Here is a 14,318-nt window from a genome sequence, read left to right on the forward strand (position 1 = left end):
TCGCGGCCCTTGCCTTGGAAGCACCACAAAATATGGCGATGGCCGAAAACCTGTTTGGAAGCTCGGGCGGGCGCAGCACGTTTCGGTCTCAGGTGGGCGTTCTGGATTCGCGCGCGGCGCAGCAATACGCGGGCTCATCGCGATTGACACCCAATGCCCCAACTACGCCGTCCAGCTATGGCATTCCCAGCTATTCGGGGAACTATAAAGGCCAGTTTCTGCCGATCGCGCAAGCAGCGGCGCGACGGTATGGCATTCCCGAGGATCTGTTCCTGCGGCTTGTGCAGCAGGAAAGCGGTTGGAACCCCAAGGCGAAAAGCCATGCAGGTGCGATCGGTCTTGCACAGCTGATGCCGTTTACCGCCCGCAAGCTGGGTGTTGATCCTTGGAACCCCACGCAAAACCTGGAAGGAGGGGCGCGCTATCTGCGCCAGCAATATGACCGCTTCCGCTCGTGGCGCTTAGCGCTTGCGGCCTATAACGCTGGGCCGGAAGCTGTGGCCAAATACAATGGCGTCCCGCCCTACAAAGAAACGCAAGGCTACGTGAAAGCCATTCTGGGCAGCTAGCGCGCGCGTCCTTCAGGACCGGAATAAGCACGTTCGACTTTGGCGACCCGCAGGTGATACTGTGCGTACCACCGGGTCTTCCCAAGTTTTTGCGCCATCAGATGAGCAACATCCGCTTTCCACGCGGAAATCGCGGCCTCGTCGCGCCAATAAGACACGGTAATCCCAACCCCGAACGCATCCCGCGTGCTTTCCACCCCGATATACCCGTCCTGCGCCTGTGCCAGCGCGACCATCTTGTCGGCCATCTGTTCATAGCCCTGAACGGACGAGGTCAGCTGATTGGTAAAAATCACTGCGTAATAAGGCGGGTCGGGCAGGGGGGCAAAACGGGTTTCATCAAAAGACATGGGCGCATCCTTTCACAGATACGCCCATGCATAATTCAAACGATACGATGCGTCAGCCCCTAGGGTTAAACGTCTGACAGCTCTTTCTTATGCAGCCATTCCGCGTGCTTGGGGGCGCGTTTGGTCTCGGACCATTCGTTCAGCATATCCCACTTCACTTCATCCATGCGCTTCAGCATTGCTTCCTCTTCAGGATCGGGACAGGCCAGTTCAACGCGGTGCCCGTTAGGATCGAAGAAATAGATCGAGTGGAAGATCGAGTGGTCGGTGACCCCCAGAACATCGACGCCGTTGGCCTCAAGATGCTCTTTGAATTCAATTAGTTCTGCACGGTCTTTCACCTTGAACGCGATGTGCTGTACCCAGATCGGGGTGTTCGGGTCACGGCCCATTTCCGGCTTGGTTGGAAGTTCAAAGAACGCCAGAACATTTGCATTCCCGGCATCCAGGAACACGTGCATGTAGGGATCCGGTTCATGTGTCGACGGTACATGGTTTTCAGCAATCGCCAAAATGAAGTCCATGTTCAACATCTTGCCGTACCATTCGACGGTCTCTTTCGCGTCCTTACAGCGATACGCGACGTGGTGAATCTGTTCAATTTTCATGTGCGTCCTCCTATTGGTCGTGGATATACACAATATTCATTTCATATGCAACGATTGTTGTGTAGGCCCGTAAAAGAAGGGGGGCTACCTAACCCCGTTTACGGAAGGCAGAAGGAGTTTGTCCCGTTTGCTTTAGGAAGGACCGGGTAAAATACGCCGCTGAGGTAAAGCCAAGCGAAGCCGCGATGTCTTTGATCGGCACGCGGGTTTCTGTCAGCAGACGCCGTGCTTCGTAGGTGATCCGGTCCTGCAAAATGGCAGACGCCGGACGCCCGCAGGCGTTGTTACACACGCGCGACAGGTGCGTGGGGGTAATGCCCAGTTCCGCCGCATAATCCCGCACGGTTTTCGAGCTGTGGAAATCCTGTTCAACCAACGCAGTGTACGCGTTGACCAAGCGCTTTCCGGATTTGGGTTTCACCTCATCCTCGTCCAGCGCATCCAGTTGACGGTCCAACCAGACCGATATCAACCCGGCGTGGCACATCATGGCGCGGCTGGCCCGTGACGTGCCTTTCTCCATCTCGCGCTGTAGATTGTCGACAAGGTTGCTGAGTTCGATCTGTCGATCCGCGTCGCGCAGACGCAGATGTACGGAATCCCGGGGAAGCCCTAGCTGCTCTTCGCTATCCTGAGGGAACACGATGATCGTCCCGGCGACCTGTGTGCTCATCTCGAAACCATGCATCGTGCCGGCGGGTAGATAGATGCAGTTATGCGGACCGTAGCCCGAGGTCACACCATTGATCGTGATACGTCCTTGCCCGCGCGTGAACCACAACAGGACCGGAGCGCCGTAAGAGCGCATCGCCTCGGTACGCCAGCGACCGCCGACACCCAAACGGGCAATAGGAAGAGCACGAAATGAAAAATTCGGTTGGTTTGTATCAGTCATAAGAACGCAATCGCAGCAGCCAGTAAATTACCTCACTGCCCAATCGCTAGCTCACACTGTTCGACCTGTCTCAGTATTTTTGACAGTTTACAACTTTTCCACAGGGTCTTCCACAGGAATAGAGGCGCGCCTGTGGGTAAGTTAGAAGCTAGTGATCCTTCCCAAGGGGAATCACCTGCCAGTTTCGCATCCGTTTTCGGAACCAGGTGCGCTGTCGCTTGGCGTATTGCTGGCTTGCGATGATGGCCGCTTCGCGCGCTTCATCCAGCGATATCTCGCCTTGCAAGTGGGCGATCAACTCTGGCGCGCCGATGGCTTTCGAGGACGGAGCCTTGGGATCCCATGTCGAAAGGTTCAGGCGGGCTTCCTCGAGCGCGCCTTCGTCCAGCATGATGTCAAATCGCCGTTCGATCCGGTCGCGCAGCCAGTCGCGCTCGGCGTCCAGATGGAAGGCGCGCGCAGATGAGAGGGGCAGCAGCGGCGGCGGCGTGTCGTCCTGCCAACTGGCCAGACCGCGCCCCGTGGTGTGCTGAACCTCCCACGCGCGGGCGACACGGGCGGGATTGCGCGTGTCGATCCGCGCCATCGTGTCCGGATCCAGATCTGCTAGAAGGGCGGGCAATCCACCCTCAGCAAAGCGCGCCTCACCGTCCTTTCGAATGGCGGGCGGGGTCAGGGGAATATCTGCCAGACCTTCGGTCAAAGCGGTTAGGTTCAAGCCTGTGCCGCCAACGATGATCGGGCGCTTTGGGCCTTGCAGGATCGGTGCAACTTCGCGCAACCAATGCCCAACCGAGTAATCTTGATCCCCCGGAATGTGCCCATAAAGCAGATGTGACGCGCGGGCTTCATCCTCGGGTGACGGACGCGCGGTCACCACGCGCCAGTTTTCAAACACCTGCAGCGCATCGGCATTCACGATCACCCCGCCCGAGGCCTCGGCAATGGCCAGCGCCAGAGCAGACTTTCCTGATGCGGTCGCCCCAGCGATCAGGACCGGGTGGTCCGGGCCAACTTCTTGGGCCAGTTCCGCGATACTGCCTTGCGCGTTAAACACGTGATGCTGTCCTTACTTTTTTCGGCCCAACGGGCGGATCGCTCATTGATCATCCGGCCCTAATCGGTCAAATTGCCCGGCAACACAATCACGACAATCAGAGAGTGGCAACAGATGAGTGATCAGGCCCAGACAACGGCAGAGGGTGAAACCCCGCAGCCGACCTATAAACGTGTCATGCTGAAAATTTCAGGCGAGGCCCTGATGGGTGACCAGGGGTTCGGCCTGAACCCGCCTACAGTTGAACGTATCGCCCGCGAGGTAAAATCGGTGCACGATATGGGCGTCGAGATCTGCATGGTGATCGGGGGCGGTAACATTTTCCGCGGACTTCAGGGCTCGGCGCAGGGGATGGAACGCACCACGGCGGACTACATGGGAATGCTGGCCACGGTGATGAATGCGCTGGCGATGCAGTCCGCGCTGGAAGGTCTGGGCGTGTTTACCCGCGTGATCTCGGCCATTCCGATGGATCAGGTCTGTGAACCGTACATTCGCCGCCGCGCCGTGCGCCACCTTGAGAAAAAGCGTGTCTGCATCTTCGCCGCCGGCACCGGCAACCCCTATTTCACCACCGATACCGCCGCCACGCTGCGCGCCAATGAAATGGCCTGCGAGGCTATTTTCAAGGGTACGAAGGTAGATGGCGTGTATGACAAAGATCCGGTCAAGAACGACGACGCCGTCCGTTATGACACCGTGTCTTATGACGATGTGCTGGCCAAGCGTCTGGGCGTCATGGACGCGTCCGCCATTGCGCTGGCCCGCGACAACAACCTGCCGATCATCGTGTTTTCGCTGGATGAACCGGGCGGTTTCCGTGGTATTCTGGACGGGCAGGGCACCTATACGCGCGTGGGCGGCTAACCGCAGAAAAGGGCGGATTTCTGCCCAGACGTAAAACTTTGCCACCGCTGGTAGAGTCTGATCTATACAATTGGGGGGCGGTGGCGTTATACCGGGCGAAACACGCTCGAAAATAAGAGCTTGAAAGACGAAGGGAACGCCGAGCGATGGCTGATGAAGAGTTTGAACTGGATACTGACGATCTGGAGCGCCGGATGGAAGGTGCCATTGGTGCACTGAGAACCGAATTTGCATCGCTGCGTACAGGCCGGGCGTCAGCTTCGATGCTGGACCCGATTACCGTCGAAGCCTATGGCCAGCGTACGCCGCTGAACCAGGTTGGCACCGTAAACGTGCCCGAACCGCGCATGGTGACGGTGAATGTCTGGGATAAAAGCATGGTTCAGGCGGTCGAAAAGGCCATTCGCGAAAGCGGTCTGGGGATCAACCCGCAACTGAACGGCACGATCATCATGTTGCCAATCCCCGAGCTGAACGAAGAACGTCGCCGCGAGCTGACTCGTGTGGCTGCGCAATATGCCGAACACGCCCGCGTTGCTGTGCGCAACGTGCGTCAGGACGGAATGCAGCAGATCAAAAAGGGCAAGGACAACATGTCCGAGGACGACGCCAAAATGTGGTCGGACGAGGTGCAAGAGCTGACCGACAAATACGTTGGCATCGTGGACAAGGCCCTGGAAACCAAACAGGAAGAGATCATGCAGGTCTGACCCTGCAAGGTCCTGTTTTTTATAGGTATTGGATTTGGTGGTGAACATGAACAAGATGGACATACAGGCCGGGGTGGCATCACCACGGCACGTTGCCATCATCATGGACGGCAACGGCCGCTGGGCGCAGCGCCGTGGCCAGCCACGTCTGTTCGGACACCGTGCTGGGGCAAAGCGCGTGCGCGAGATCGTGCGCGCTTGTCCCGATCTAGGCGTCAAATACCTGACCATCTTTGCTTTCTCGACCGAGAACTGGAAACGCTCGGAAACAGAAGTTACCGGCCTGATGAACCTGTTTCGCCGCTACATCACCAAGGAAGCGCGTGCGCTGGTCGAGGAAGGTGTGCGTGTGCGCTTTATCGGGGATCGTGGCCGACTTGACAAAAAACTGATCAAGCTCATGGAAGAGCTGGAAGAGGTGACTGGTCACAACGACCATGTGAATCTTACCATCGCTCTGAACTATGGTGGTCGGGACGAGCTTGCCCGCGCCTCCAAACGCATGGCGCATGACATCGCCAGTGGCGCGTTGTCGCCAGAGTCTGTGAATGAAGAAACGATCACAAGTTATTTAGATACAAGCATTTTGCCGGATCCCGATCTGGTTATTCGGACCTCGGGCGAAATGCGCGTGTCAAACTTTCTGCTCTGGCAATCCGCCTATGCCGAGTACGATTTCATCGAAACGCTCTGGCCGGATTTCTCGTCCGAGGTGTTCGCCGACGTCATCGCGCGCTTTTCCGATCGGGACCGTCGGTTTGGAACTGTGAAGTCCGCAGCAGAATAGCACGCCTTTGCGCCCTACTTTGACTTGAGACCCGGCCCGCGCAATGCGATAACCCCCAAATGAGTTCTCAGTCTTCTTCCTCGAAATGGGCCGATCTTGCCCCGCGTCTGTTGTCCGCCGCGGGCATGGCAGCGATCGCCGTGGCTGCCATCTGGATTGGGGGAACATTCTATTTCGCGATGATCATCGTCGTTATCGGAATGTGTATGTGGGAGTTCGCGCGACTTCTGAACCCCACACCGACTGCTTTGCCCATAGTTCTGGGCTTGGCGGCATCAGGCGGGATTTTCCTGAGTAGTTTCGGCTCAATCAACGCGCCGGGCGTTATCTTGTCGCCCCAGATTGCGGCCCTGTTCCTCGCTCCGGTCATGGGCGCAATTCTAGCCAACCAGTATCGAGTCTTGTTCTTCGCATACGGCCTTTTGATCATGCTGGCAGGCCTTGGCTTTCTGTCCATGGGTCCGGGGACTTTCTTGGTCTGGTTCATCCTGATCATCATCATCTCGGACGTCGCCGGATATTTCGCCGGGCGTTTGATTGGGGGCAAGAAATTCTGGCCGCGCGTTAGCCCTAAGAAAACTTGGTCCGGCACGATTGCAGGTTGGGTCGGCGCCTTGATACTTGGCATGATCGGTATGGCGCTTGGCAAATTTTCGATGATCGAGGCGCTGCTGTTTCCCTTCATCGCCTTTGCAGGCCAGATGGGGGACATCGCGCAAAGTGCCATCAAGCGGATGGTGGGGGTCAAGGACAGCTCGAACCTGATCCCGGGTCACGGTGGCGTATTGGACCGGTTCGACGCCATGATCGGCGCTGCAGGGGCTTTGGTTCTTCTGTTGGGTGCTGGGTCGTTGATTTTTGCGGGCTAAGGGCAGGGCATGACAAAAGAAGCGGGCACACGCCGTATTTCGATCTTCGGGTCAACCGGATCTATTGGGCAATCCACCATTGACCTGATCCGACGCGACGCAGACGCCTATGACGTGGTTGCTCTGACGGGCGGGCATAACATCGCGCAGCTGGCCAAAGACGCCATCGAGCTGCGCGCAGACGTTGCCATCACCGCGCATGAGGATAAGCTGCCCGCGTTGCAAGAGGCGCTGGCTGGAAGCGGTGTCGAGGCTGCAGCAGGGTCCACTGCCATCGAAGAAGCCGCGACGCGCCCCTGTGACTGGGTCATGTCTTCGATAGTCGGGGCCGCAGGGCTTTTGCCGGGCCTTCGCGCCTTGGAAGCCCGCGCGACGCTAGCGCTTGCCAACAAGGAAAGCCTTGTGACCGCCGGGCCGCTGATCATGGCGACCGCGCAGGCGCACCATTCCCGTATCTTGCCCGTGGACAGTGAACACTCCGCCGTGTTCCAAGGGCTTGTGGGCGAGGATATGGACGCTGTCGAGCGGATCATCATCACCGCTTCAGGCGGCGCGTTCCGTGATTGGCCGTTGGAAAAGCTGGCCACCGCGACATTGGCCGAGGCGAGTTCTCATCCCAACTGGGATATGGGGCAGCGGATCACGATCGACAGCGCATCGATGTTCAACAAGGCACTGGAAGTCATTGAGACAAAAGAGTTCTTCCAGATCGACCCCAGCCTGATCGAGGTTCTGGTGCATCCGCAAAGTCTGGTCCACGCGCTGGTTGGTTTCAAGGACGGGGCTTTGATGGCGCACCTCGGCGCGCCGGATATGCGCCACGCCATCGGCTATGCACTGCACTGGCCCGAACGCCGTGACCTGCCCGTCGAGCGGCTGGATCTGGCCAAGGTGGCCACGCTGGAATTCCGCGCCCCCGACGAGGCGCGCTATCCCGCCCTGCGCCTTGCCCGCGAGGTCATGGCGGCAGGCGGTTTGTCAGGTGCCGTCTTCAACGCCGCCAAGGAAATCGCGCTGGACGGGTTCATTGCCGGCCAGATCGGCTTCATGGACATGGCCGGGCTGGTGGAAGACACGCTAATCCGACTTGACGGAAATGTCAGCCTGATCCATGCGGCCATGACCCTTGATAATGTGCTGGCCGCTGACCAGATGGGACGTACCGTCGCCCGCGAAATCCTCGCCAATAAAAACTGAGCAGACGCGCCACGCGCTGAACCCAAAGGACATTTCTAAGACATGGATCTGATCAGCTTCCTGCCCGATTTCGGCAATCTTGCCTTCACGGTCCTTGCCTTTGTCGCCGCTCTGACGGTGATCGTCGCGGTGCATGAGTATGGCCACTACATCGTTGGACGGTGGAGCGGCATCAAGGCGGATGTGTTCTCGATCGGGATGGGGCCTGTTCTGTTCGCGCGGACGGACCGGCACGGCACCCAGTGGCAGATCGCGGCCTTTCCCATTGGCGGCTATGTGAAATTCCGGGGCGACGCGAATGCCGCGTCTGGCGGCGCGGACGAAGCCGTCATGGCTGAACTCTCCGAGGAAGACCGCCGCCACACGATGCATGGCGCGCCCTTGTGGGCGCGGACGGCCACGGTGGCTGCCGGACCGATTTTCAACTTCATCCTGTCAACCTTGATCTTCGCAGGTCTGATGATGTCCACCGGCGTCGCCCGCGATCCTCTGGCCGTGAAAACCGTTCTGAACGTCCCGGGGATGGAGCAGGGGCTGCGCGAGGGCGACACGATCCTATCTATCGCGGGCTTTGAGACTCCGCCCTTGGCCGAGTTCTATGAGGTGGTTGAGAAACTTCCCGAAACCGCACTGGTGGATTATCAGGTCGAGCGTGATGGGCATGTACTGTCCCTATCTGCGACGCACCCCTATCCAGCACTGGTCGGGTCCGTCAGCCCACAATCTGCTGCAATGGCGGCGGGTTTGAAGGAAGGCGACTTCATCCGCACTGTGGACGGCGAAACGGTCCCGACCTTCAGCGCTCTGCGCGAGATCGTGGTGAATGGCGATGGAGCCGAGCTGTCTTTGGGCATTCTACGTGACGGCACACCGATGGATGTAACCTTGACCCCGCGCCGTCAGGATATCCCCGCCGCCGACGGCGGGTTTGAAACACGTTGGCTGATTGGCATTACCTCGGGGTTGGTGTTTGAACCGGCCACCCGTCCGGCAGGCGTCTGGGAAAGCGTGACCTCGGGCGTGGATCGGGTCATCTATATCATTCAAAGCAGCCTGTCGGGCCTGTGGCACATGATCACTGGCGCGATTTCCAGCTGTAACCTGTCTGGCCCCATTGGGATTGCGCAGGTTTCGGGGCAGGTGGCGTCACAGGGTGCGGTCAGCTTCGTGGCCTTCATCGCCATGCTGTCCACAGCCATTGGTATGCTGAACCTATTCCCCATCCCGGTTCTGGATGGCGGCCATCTGGTGTTCTACGCGTGGGAGGCTGTGACCGGCAAACCACCGTCGGACAAGGCGCTGAATGTCCTGCTGGCCATCGGTCTGGCGCTGGTCATCTCGCTGATGGTGTTCGGGGTAACAAACGACCTGTTCTGCCCCTAAGTTCCGGCCTTTGCCGCCCGTTTCACACAATCTGCCATGCGGTGAAATTGCTTTGCCAAAGGCGAGCTTGCGCGCCAGACCATACCGATTGTGCGGTTGGGTTTGGGCGCGTCAAAACGCGACACGGTGACGGGGGCCGAGCGGGTTTCGACCCCCACCGCCATGTCCGGGATAAGCGTGACCCCCATGCCTGCGCCGACCATCTGAACCAGCGTAGACAAGGCGCTGCCATCCAGCGTCTCGCGCGGATTGGTGTTGTGCATGTCGCAAAACGACAGTGCCTGATCGCGGAAGCAGTGGCCTTCTTCGAGCAATAGAAGGCGCATCTCGCGCAGCCCATCGCGGTTGGGAACGGGCTTGCCTTTATCCGCCATGGGACGCACCAGCACGAATTCCTCGTCAAACAGGGGAACCTCGGTCAGCGCAGGATCGGATATGGGAAGGGCCAAGACCGCCGTGTCGATCCGGCCATCGATCAGTTCGCGGATCAGGTTCGAGGTCATGGTCTCGCGCATATGGATCTCGGCGCCCGGGAAATGTTCGGTCAGCTCCTGCACGATCTTAGGCAACAGGTAGGGCGCAATGGTTGGAATCACCCCAATCCGCAGCTCGCCCACCCAATGATCACGGGCAGCGCGCGACACATCCTCAAGCTCGTCGACCGCGCGCAGGATGTCCCGCGTGCGGCGCAGGAACTCGCGCCCCAAGGTCGTCAGGCGCACCTGTCGCGGCATGCGTTCACACAAGATACAACCCAACGCGTCCTCAAGCTCTTTGATCTGAACAGATAGCGCTGGCTGAGACACGGAACAGGCGTCAGCCGCGCGCCCAAAATGACCGTGTTCGGCAAGGGCATCAAAATATCGAAGCTGTCGCAGAGTGATATTGCTCATAAGGCAATCCTATCGCCGGGATTAAAAGGTGTAATTTCCTCTTATCATCCAACCGCGCTAACGTGAAGCCATTCAGACGGAATTTGCCGTCGCGAGCCAAATACCAAACATGGGAGTCGAAGATGGACGGAAACAGCATGGGAAAATGCCCGGTGGCGCATGGCGCAACAAATGTCGGGATGCGGTCCAACAAGGACTGGTGGCCCAATCAGCTGAACCTCAGAATGTTGCATCAGAACACGGCCAAGTCGGACCCGATGGGGGGCGACTTTGACTATGCCGAAGCGTTTAAGTCTATGGATTTGGAGGCTTTAAAGGCTGATCTGACCGCGCTGATGACTGACAGTCAGGATTGGTGGCCCGCCGATTACGGCCATTATGGAGGCCTGTTCATTCGCATGGCATGGCACAGCGCTGGCACCTATCGCACCGCGGATGGACGCGGCGGGGCAGGGACCGGACAGCAACGCTTTGCGCCCCTGAATTCGTGGCCCGACAACGGCAATCTGGACAAGGCCCGTCGTCTTCTATGGCCGATCAAGCAGAAATACGGCAACAAGATTTCTTGGGCCGACCTGATGATCTTGGCAGGTAACGTGGCCATCACCTCGATGGGTGGACCGACCTTTGGCTTTGCGGGCGGTCGTGCGGACGTGTGGGAGCCGGAAGAGGACACCTATTGGGGCGCTGAAACCGAGTGGCTGGCCGGGGACGACAACCCCAACAGCCGTTATTCCGGTGAGCGTGATCTGGAAAACCCGTTGGCCGCCGTGCAGATGGGCTTGATCTATGTGAACCCGGAAGGTCCGAACGGAGAGCCGGACATTCTGGCCTCGGGCCGCGACATCCGCGAGACCTTTGCCCGTATGGCAATGAACGACGAGGAAACCGTCGCGCTGGTCGCGGGTGGGCACACATTTGGCAAGGCGCATGGGGCAGGGGACCCGGCCTTGGTTGGTCCCGAACCCGAAGCAGCCGGGATCGAAGAGATGGGCCTTGGTTGGATCAACGCACATGGCACCGGCCACGGCGATGACACCACCACAAGCGGGATCGAGGGCGCGTGGACCGCAAATCCGATCCAGTGGGACAATGGCTATTTCGACCTGCTGTTTGGCTATGACTGGAACCTGACCAAGTCGCCCGCGGGTGCCTACATTTGGGAACCCGTCGGCGTGTCGGAAGACGACATGGCGCCACAAGCCCATGATGCGTCGAAGAAAGTTCCGACCATGATGACCACGGCGGATATGGCAATGCGGATGGACCCGATTTATGGCCCTATTTCCAGGCGCTTCCATGAAAATCCGGACGAATTCGCAGACGCATTTGCCCGCGCATGGTTCAAGCTGACCCACCGCGATATGGGCCCGCGTGCGCGGTATCTTGGGGGCGATGTCCCGGGCGAAGAGCCGATCTGGCAAGACCCCATCCCGGCGTCGGAAACGGATCTAAGCACCGAAGACGTGAACGCGTTGAAGGCATCTGTGCTCGACACCGGACTGAGCATCTCGGACCTTGTGAAAACCGCATGGGCGTCGGCCTCGACCTTCCGGGGATCGGATATGCGGGGCGGGGCCAATGGGGCGCGGATCCGTCTGGAACCGATGAATGGCTGGGAAGTCAATGAACCCGAGGCGTTGAACCGTGTCTTGACCCGTCTGGAAGAGCTTCGTGGCAGCTTCGGCAAGCCGGTTTCAATGGCCGACCTGATCGTGATTGCGGGTGCCGCAGCTGTTGAACAGGCCGCTGCCGATGCAGGCCACTGCATTCTTGTGCCTTGCACCTTGGGTCGCGGGGATGCCACGCAAGAGATGACCGATGTGGAAAGCGTCGGCTATCTGGAACCCGCTGCTGACGGCTTCCGCAACTGGCAACGGACCGAGTTCACCATCTCGCCCGAAGAGCTTCTGATCGACAAGGCGCAGCTTCTGGGCCTCAGCGCGCCCGAGATGACGGTACTGGTCGGTGGCCTGCGTGTTCTGGGTGCCAATCATGGCGGCAGCGCACATGGCGTCCTGACGCAAAACACCGGCAAGCTAAGCACTGACTTCTTCGCCAACGTGCTGGATATCGGCACCAAATGGTCCGACCAGGGCGACGGTACTTATGCGGGCACGGATCGTGCAACAGGTGATCAGAAATGGACCGCAACGCGTGTTGATCTGGTCTTTGGTTCAAACTCGCAACTGCGGGCATTGTCCGAGGTCTATGCTCAGGACGATGCGGGCCAGAAATTCGTCGAAGATTTCGTGGCCGCCTGGACCAAGGTCATGAACGCGGATCGCTTTGACTTGAACTGATCAAGAACTCAGTGTCCACGAAAGACTATTAAGGGGCAGGGAACTGCCCCTTAACTCCCACAAGCTTTCTCTCACACTCATTATTATTATCATTACGTTGTCAGCAGTTCTTAATCTGATCTCGCGGCGATTAGGTTCATTTTCTTAGTTCGCGATGCTTGATGACCTCACATGAGACGACGATTTCTAGCGTTCAATTCACGAAATAGGATAATATCTAAGCAATCAAGTGCACTCACTGCTGCCCTAAGCACTAATACGCATAATCCATATTATGTTAATATTGTAATCATGCGACTATTCTGAAACCGAAAAGCCTTAGTGCTCTATTTCCTCGACATCGGCCGAAATAATGCAGATAAAACAGTGTCCGAACAAGGAAGACGACATGCCCTCACTGCTTATTCTCAATGGTCCCAATTTGAACATGCTGGGCGTGCGCCAGCCCGAGATCTATGGCCACCTGCGCCTTGAGGATATTGAAGCGTCCTGTATTGCGTATGCGGAAAAGCTTGGGGTCTCGTGTGTATGCGCGCAGTCTAACGACGAAGGTACGCTTGTTACCAAGATTCAAGAAGCGCGTGGCGTTCACGACGCCATCATTCTGAACGCCGGCGCCTACACCCACACGTCAATTGCCTTAATGGATGCAATCATCGCAGCCGAAGTTCCGACCATCGAGCTTCACCTATCCAACATTCATGCACGCGAAGAATTTCGCCATCGCTCGTACATTGCGCGTGTCGCAGTTGGTCAGATTTGCGGCTTTGGTGCCAAAGGTTACGAACTGGCGATCGACGCAGCAGTCGGAATTATCGAGAGCGCCTGATGCTTCAGTATATCAAAAGCATCTGTCAATGTGAGACCATGGCCGAGGTCTGGGATATCCATTGCGGAAAGATGGAGAGCTTTGGCTTTGACCGCCTGATCTACGGCGTTACCCACTTCATGACAGCCAATTCGATCGGCCCACGTGAAGACGTGATGACCCTGTCATCGCACGATCCGGAATACATGGAGCACTACTACGCAGGTGAACTCTACCGGTCGAGCCCAATGCTGCTTTGGGCTGCTGAGAATACTGGTGCGTGTAGCTGGTCCTGGGTGCACGAAAACATCGGCCGGATGGATGACAATAACCGCAAGGTAATTGAGTTGAACCAGAAGATGGGTGTAACCGCTGGATATACCCTCTCTTTTCAGGAAACTTCGCGACGGTCCAAGGGCGTTATTGCACTTACGGCGCGTCGCGGCCTGAGCCAAGATGATGTCGATGGAATCTGGAAAGAACGTGGCGACGAGATTGAAGCGTTAAACAACGTGGCGCATTTGAAGATTATTTCGCTGCCGCTTAGCACCGAACGCTCGGATCTGTCCAAACGCCAACGCGAAGTTCTTGAATGGGTTGGCGATGGAAAAACCAATCAGGATATTGCCACCATTCTGGGTGTCACGCCGGCCACCGTCGAAAAGCATTTGCGCATTGCGCGGGATAAACTCGGCGTTGATACATCGGCTCAAGCAGTTCTAAAAATGTCATTTCTCAATCAGATCTTCACGCCTGACAGATCTTAATGTGTTAAGTTTTTAAGTAAGATTAGGCACTTATTGCGAAACAGTGTTTGGTTATGAAGTCGCTTTGTTGACGTTATGGAAGAAATGGTAGGGATTCCCGTACTTCCAATTGTTGCACGAATCAGGCAAGATTTTAGTGTTCCGTGAGTGGTGGCTTTAGCCTTGGGACATTTTGGGGTGAACGGACTGTGATATCAGACTACGTTTCATTCTTCCGGTAAAACGGAGCTGGTGTCGATGGAGTATTGTTCCCAA

15 protein-coding genes are annotated in these 14,318 nt (G+C 57.6%); 10 read left to right on the forward strand and 5 right to left on the reverse strand.

Annotated elements, in window-relative coordinates; genetic code table 11:
- The first annotated feature begins 38 nt into the window (after nucleotides 1-38).
- Nucleotides 39-569: a lytic transglycosylase domain-containing protein gene (locus tag MWU53_RS04775; RefSeq protein ID WP_247091760.1), complete on the forward strand. Its 531-nt coding sequence runs from the start codon at nucleotides 39-41 to the stop codon at nucleotides 567-569.
- Here the strand turns inward: MWU53_RS04775 and MWU53_RS04780 are convergent.
- The 4 genes from MWU53_RS04780 to miaA all read right to left on the reverse strand — a co-directional run bounded on the left by MWU53_RS04780 (nucleotide 566) and on the right by miaA (nucleotide 3,479).
- Nucleotides 566-919, reverse strand: coding sequence for an antibiotic biosynthesis monooxygenase (locus tag MWU53_RS04780; RefSeq protein WP_247090983.1), 354 nt, complete (start codon nucleotides 917-919; stop codon nucleotides 566-568). The genes MWU53_RS04775 and MWU53_RS04780 overlap by 4 nt on opposite strands.
- A 65-nt stretch (nucleotides 920-984) precedes the next feature.
- Nucleotides 985-1,527, reverse strand: coding sequence for a VOC family protein (locus tag MWU53_RS04785; protein ID WP_163035902.1), 543 nt, complete (start codon nucleotides 1,525-1,527; stop codon nucleotides 985-987).
- Nucleotides 1,528-1,615: 88 nt separating this feature from the next.
- Nucleotides 1,616-2,422 carry an AraC family transcriptional regulator gene (locus tag MWU53_RS04790; protein WP_247090985.1) on the reverse strand — a complete coding sequence of 269 codons (807 nt, stop codon included), beginning with the start codon at nucleotides 2,420-2,422 and terminating at the stop codon, nucleotides 1,616-1,618.
- A 148-nt stretch (nucleotides 2,423-2,570) separates the two neighbouring features.
- Entirely contained in the window at nucleotides 2,571-3,479 is a 909-nt protein-coding gene (gene miaA, locus MWU53_RS04795; protein WP_247090987.1) for a tRNA (adenosine(37)-N6)-dimethylallyltransferase MiaA, read from the reverse strand.
- Nucleotides 3,480-3,593: 114 nt separating this feature from the next.
- Here miaA and pyrH point away from each other — a divergent pair, with 114 nt between their 5' ends.
- The 6 genes from pyrH (at nucleotide 3,594) to rseP (ending at nucleotide 9,292) form a co-directional block, all read left to right on the forward strand.
- Nucleotides 3,594-4,346, forward strand: a complete 753-nt coding sequence (pyrH, locus tag MWU53_RS04800) for a UMP kinase (protein ID WP_247090989.1) — start codon at nucleotides 3,594-3,596, stop codon at nucleotides 4,344-4,346.
- A gap of 146 nt (nucleotides 4,347-4,492) precedes the next feature.
- Nucleotides 4,493-5,056, forward strand: a complete 564-nt coding sequence (frr, locus tag MWU53_RS04805; RefSeq protein ID WP_247090991.1) for a ribosome recycling factor — start codon at nucleotides 4,493-4,495, stop codon at nucleotides 5,054-5,056.
- Between the two features lie 46 nt (nucleotides 5,057-5,102).
- Nucleotides 5,103-5,843: an isoprenyl transferase gene (locus MWU53_RS04810; RefSeq protein ID WP_247090993.1), complete on the forward strand. Its 741-nt coding sequence runs from the start codon at nucleotides 5,103-5,105 to the stop codon at nucleotides 5,841-5,843.
- 59 nt (nucleotides 5,844-5,902) lie between these two features.
- A complete protein-coding gene (locus MWU53_RS04815) occupies nucleotides 5,903-6,712 on the forward strand; it encodes a phosphatidate cytidylyltransferase (RefSeq protein WP_247090995.1) in 810 nt (269 codons plus the stop codon).
- Nucleotides 6,713-6,721: 9 nt separating this feature from the next.
- Complete coding sequence (dxr, locus tag MWU53_RS04820; RefSeq protein WP_247090998.1) at nucleotides 6,722-7,909, forward strand: 1-deoxy-D-xylulose-5-phosphate reductoisomerase; 1,188 nt, start codon at nucleotides 6,722-6,724, stop codon at nucleotides 7,907-7,909.
- A 42-nt stretch (nucleotides 7,910-7,951) separates the two neighbouring features.
- Nucleotides 7,952-9,292: an RIP metalloprotease RseP gene (gene rseP, locus MWU53_RS04825; RefSeq protein WP_247091001.1), complete on the forward strand. Its 1,341-nt coding sequence runs from the start codon at nucleotides 7,952-7,954 to the stop codon at nucleotides 9,290-9,292.
- Here rseP and MWU53_RS04830 read toward each other — a convergent pair.
- Nucleotides 9,289-10,185 carry a LysR substrate-binding domain-containing protein gene (locus tag MWU53_RS04830; RefSeq protein ID WP_247091003.1) on the reverse strand — a complete coding sequence of 299 codons (897 nt, stop codon included), beginning with the start codon at nucleotides 10,183-10,185 and terminating at the stop codon, nucleotides 9,289-9,291. The two genes, rseP and MWU53_RS04830, sit on opposite strands and share 4 nt — an antisense overlap.
- Before the next feature lie 122 nt (nucleotides 10,186-10,307).
- Between MWU53_RS04830 and katG the strand changes: the two genes are divergently transcribed.
- From katG to MWU53_RS04845, 3 genes are all read left to right on the forward strand, one after another.
- Entirely contained in the window at nucleotides 10,308-12,488 is a 2,181-nt protein-coding gene (gene katG, locus MWU53_RS04835; protein ID WP_247091006.1) for a catalase/peroxidase HPI, read from the forward strand.
- A gap of 388 nt (nucleotides 12,489-12,876) precedes the next feature.
- Entirely contained in the window at nucleotides 12,877-13,317 is a 441-nt protein-coding gene (gene aroQ / locus MWU53_RS04840) for a type II 3-dehydroquinate dehydratase (RefSeq protein WP_247091008.1), read from the forward strand.
- Complete coding sequence (locus tag MWU53_RS04845; protein ID WP_247091010.1) at nucleotides 13,317-14,063, forward strand: LuxR family transcriptional regulator; 747 nt, start codon at nucleotides 13,317-13,319, stop codon at nucleotides 14,061-14,063. The genes aroQ and MWU53_RS04845 overlap by 1 nt, the downstream gene beginning before the upstream one ends.
- Nucleotides 14,064-14,318: the final 255 nt, after the last annotated feature.

It is taken from the genome of Aliiroseovarius sp. S1123, from assembly GCF_023015885.1.
In the GTDB taxonomy this organism is placed as follows: domain Bacteria; phylum Pseudomonadota; class Alphaproteobacteria; order Rhodobacterales; family Rhodobacteraceae; genus Aliiroseovarius.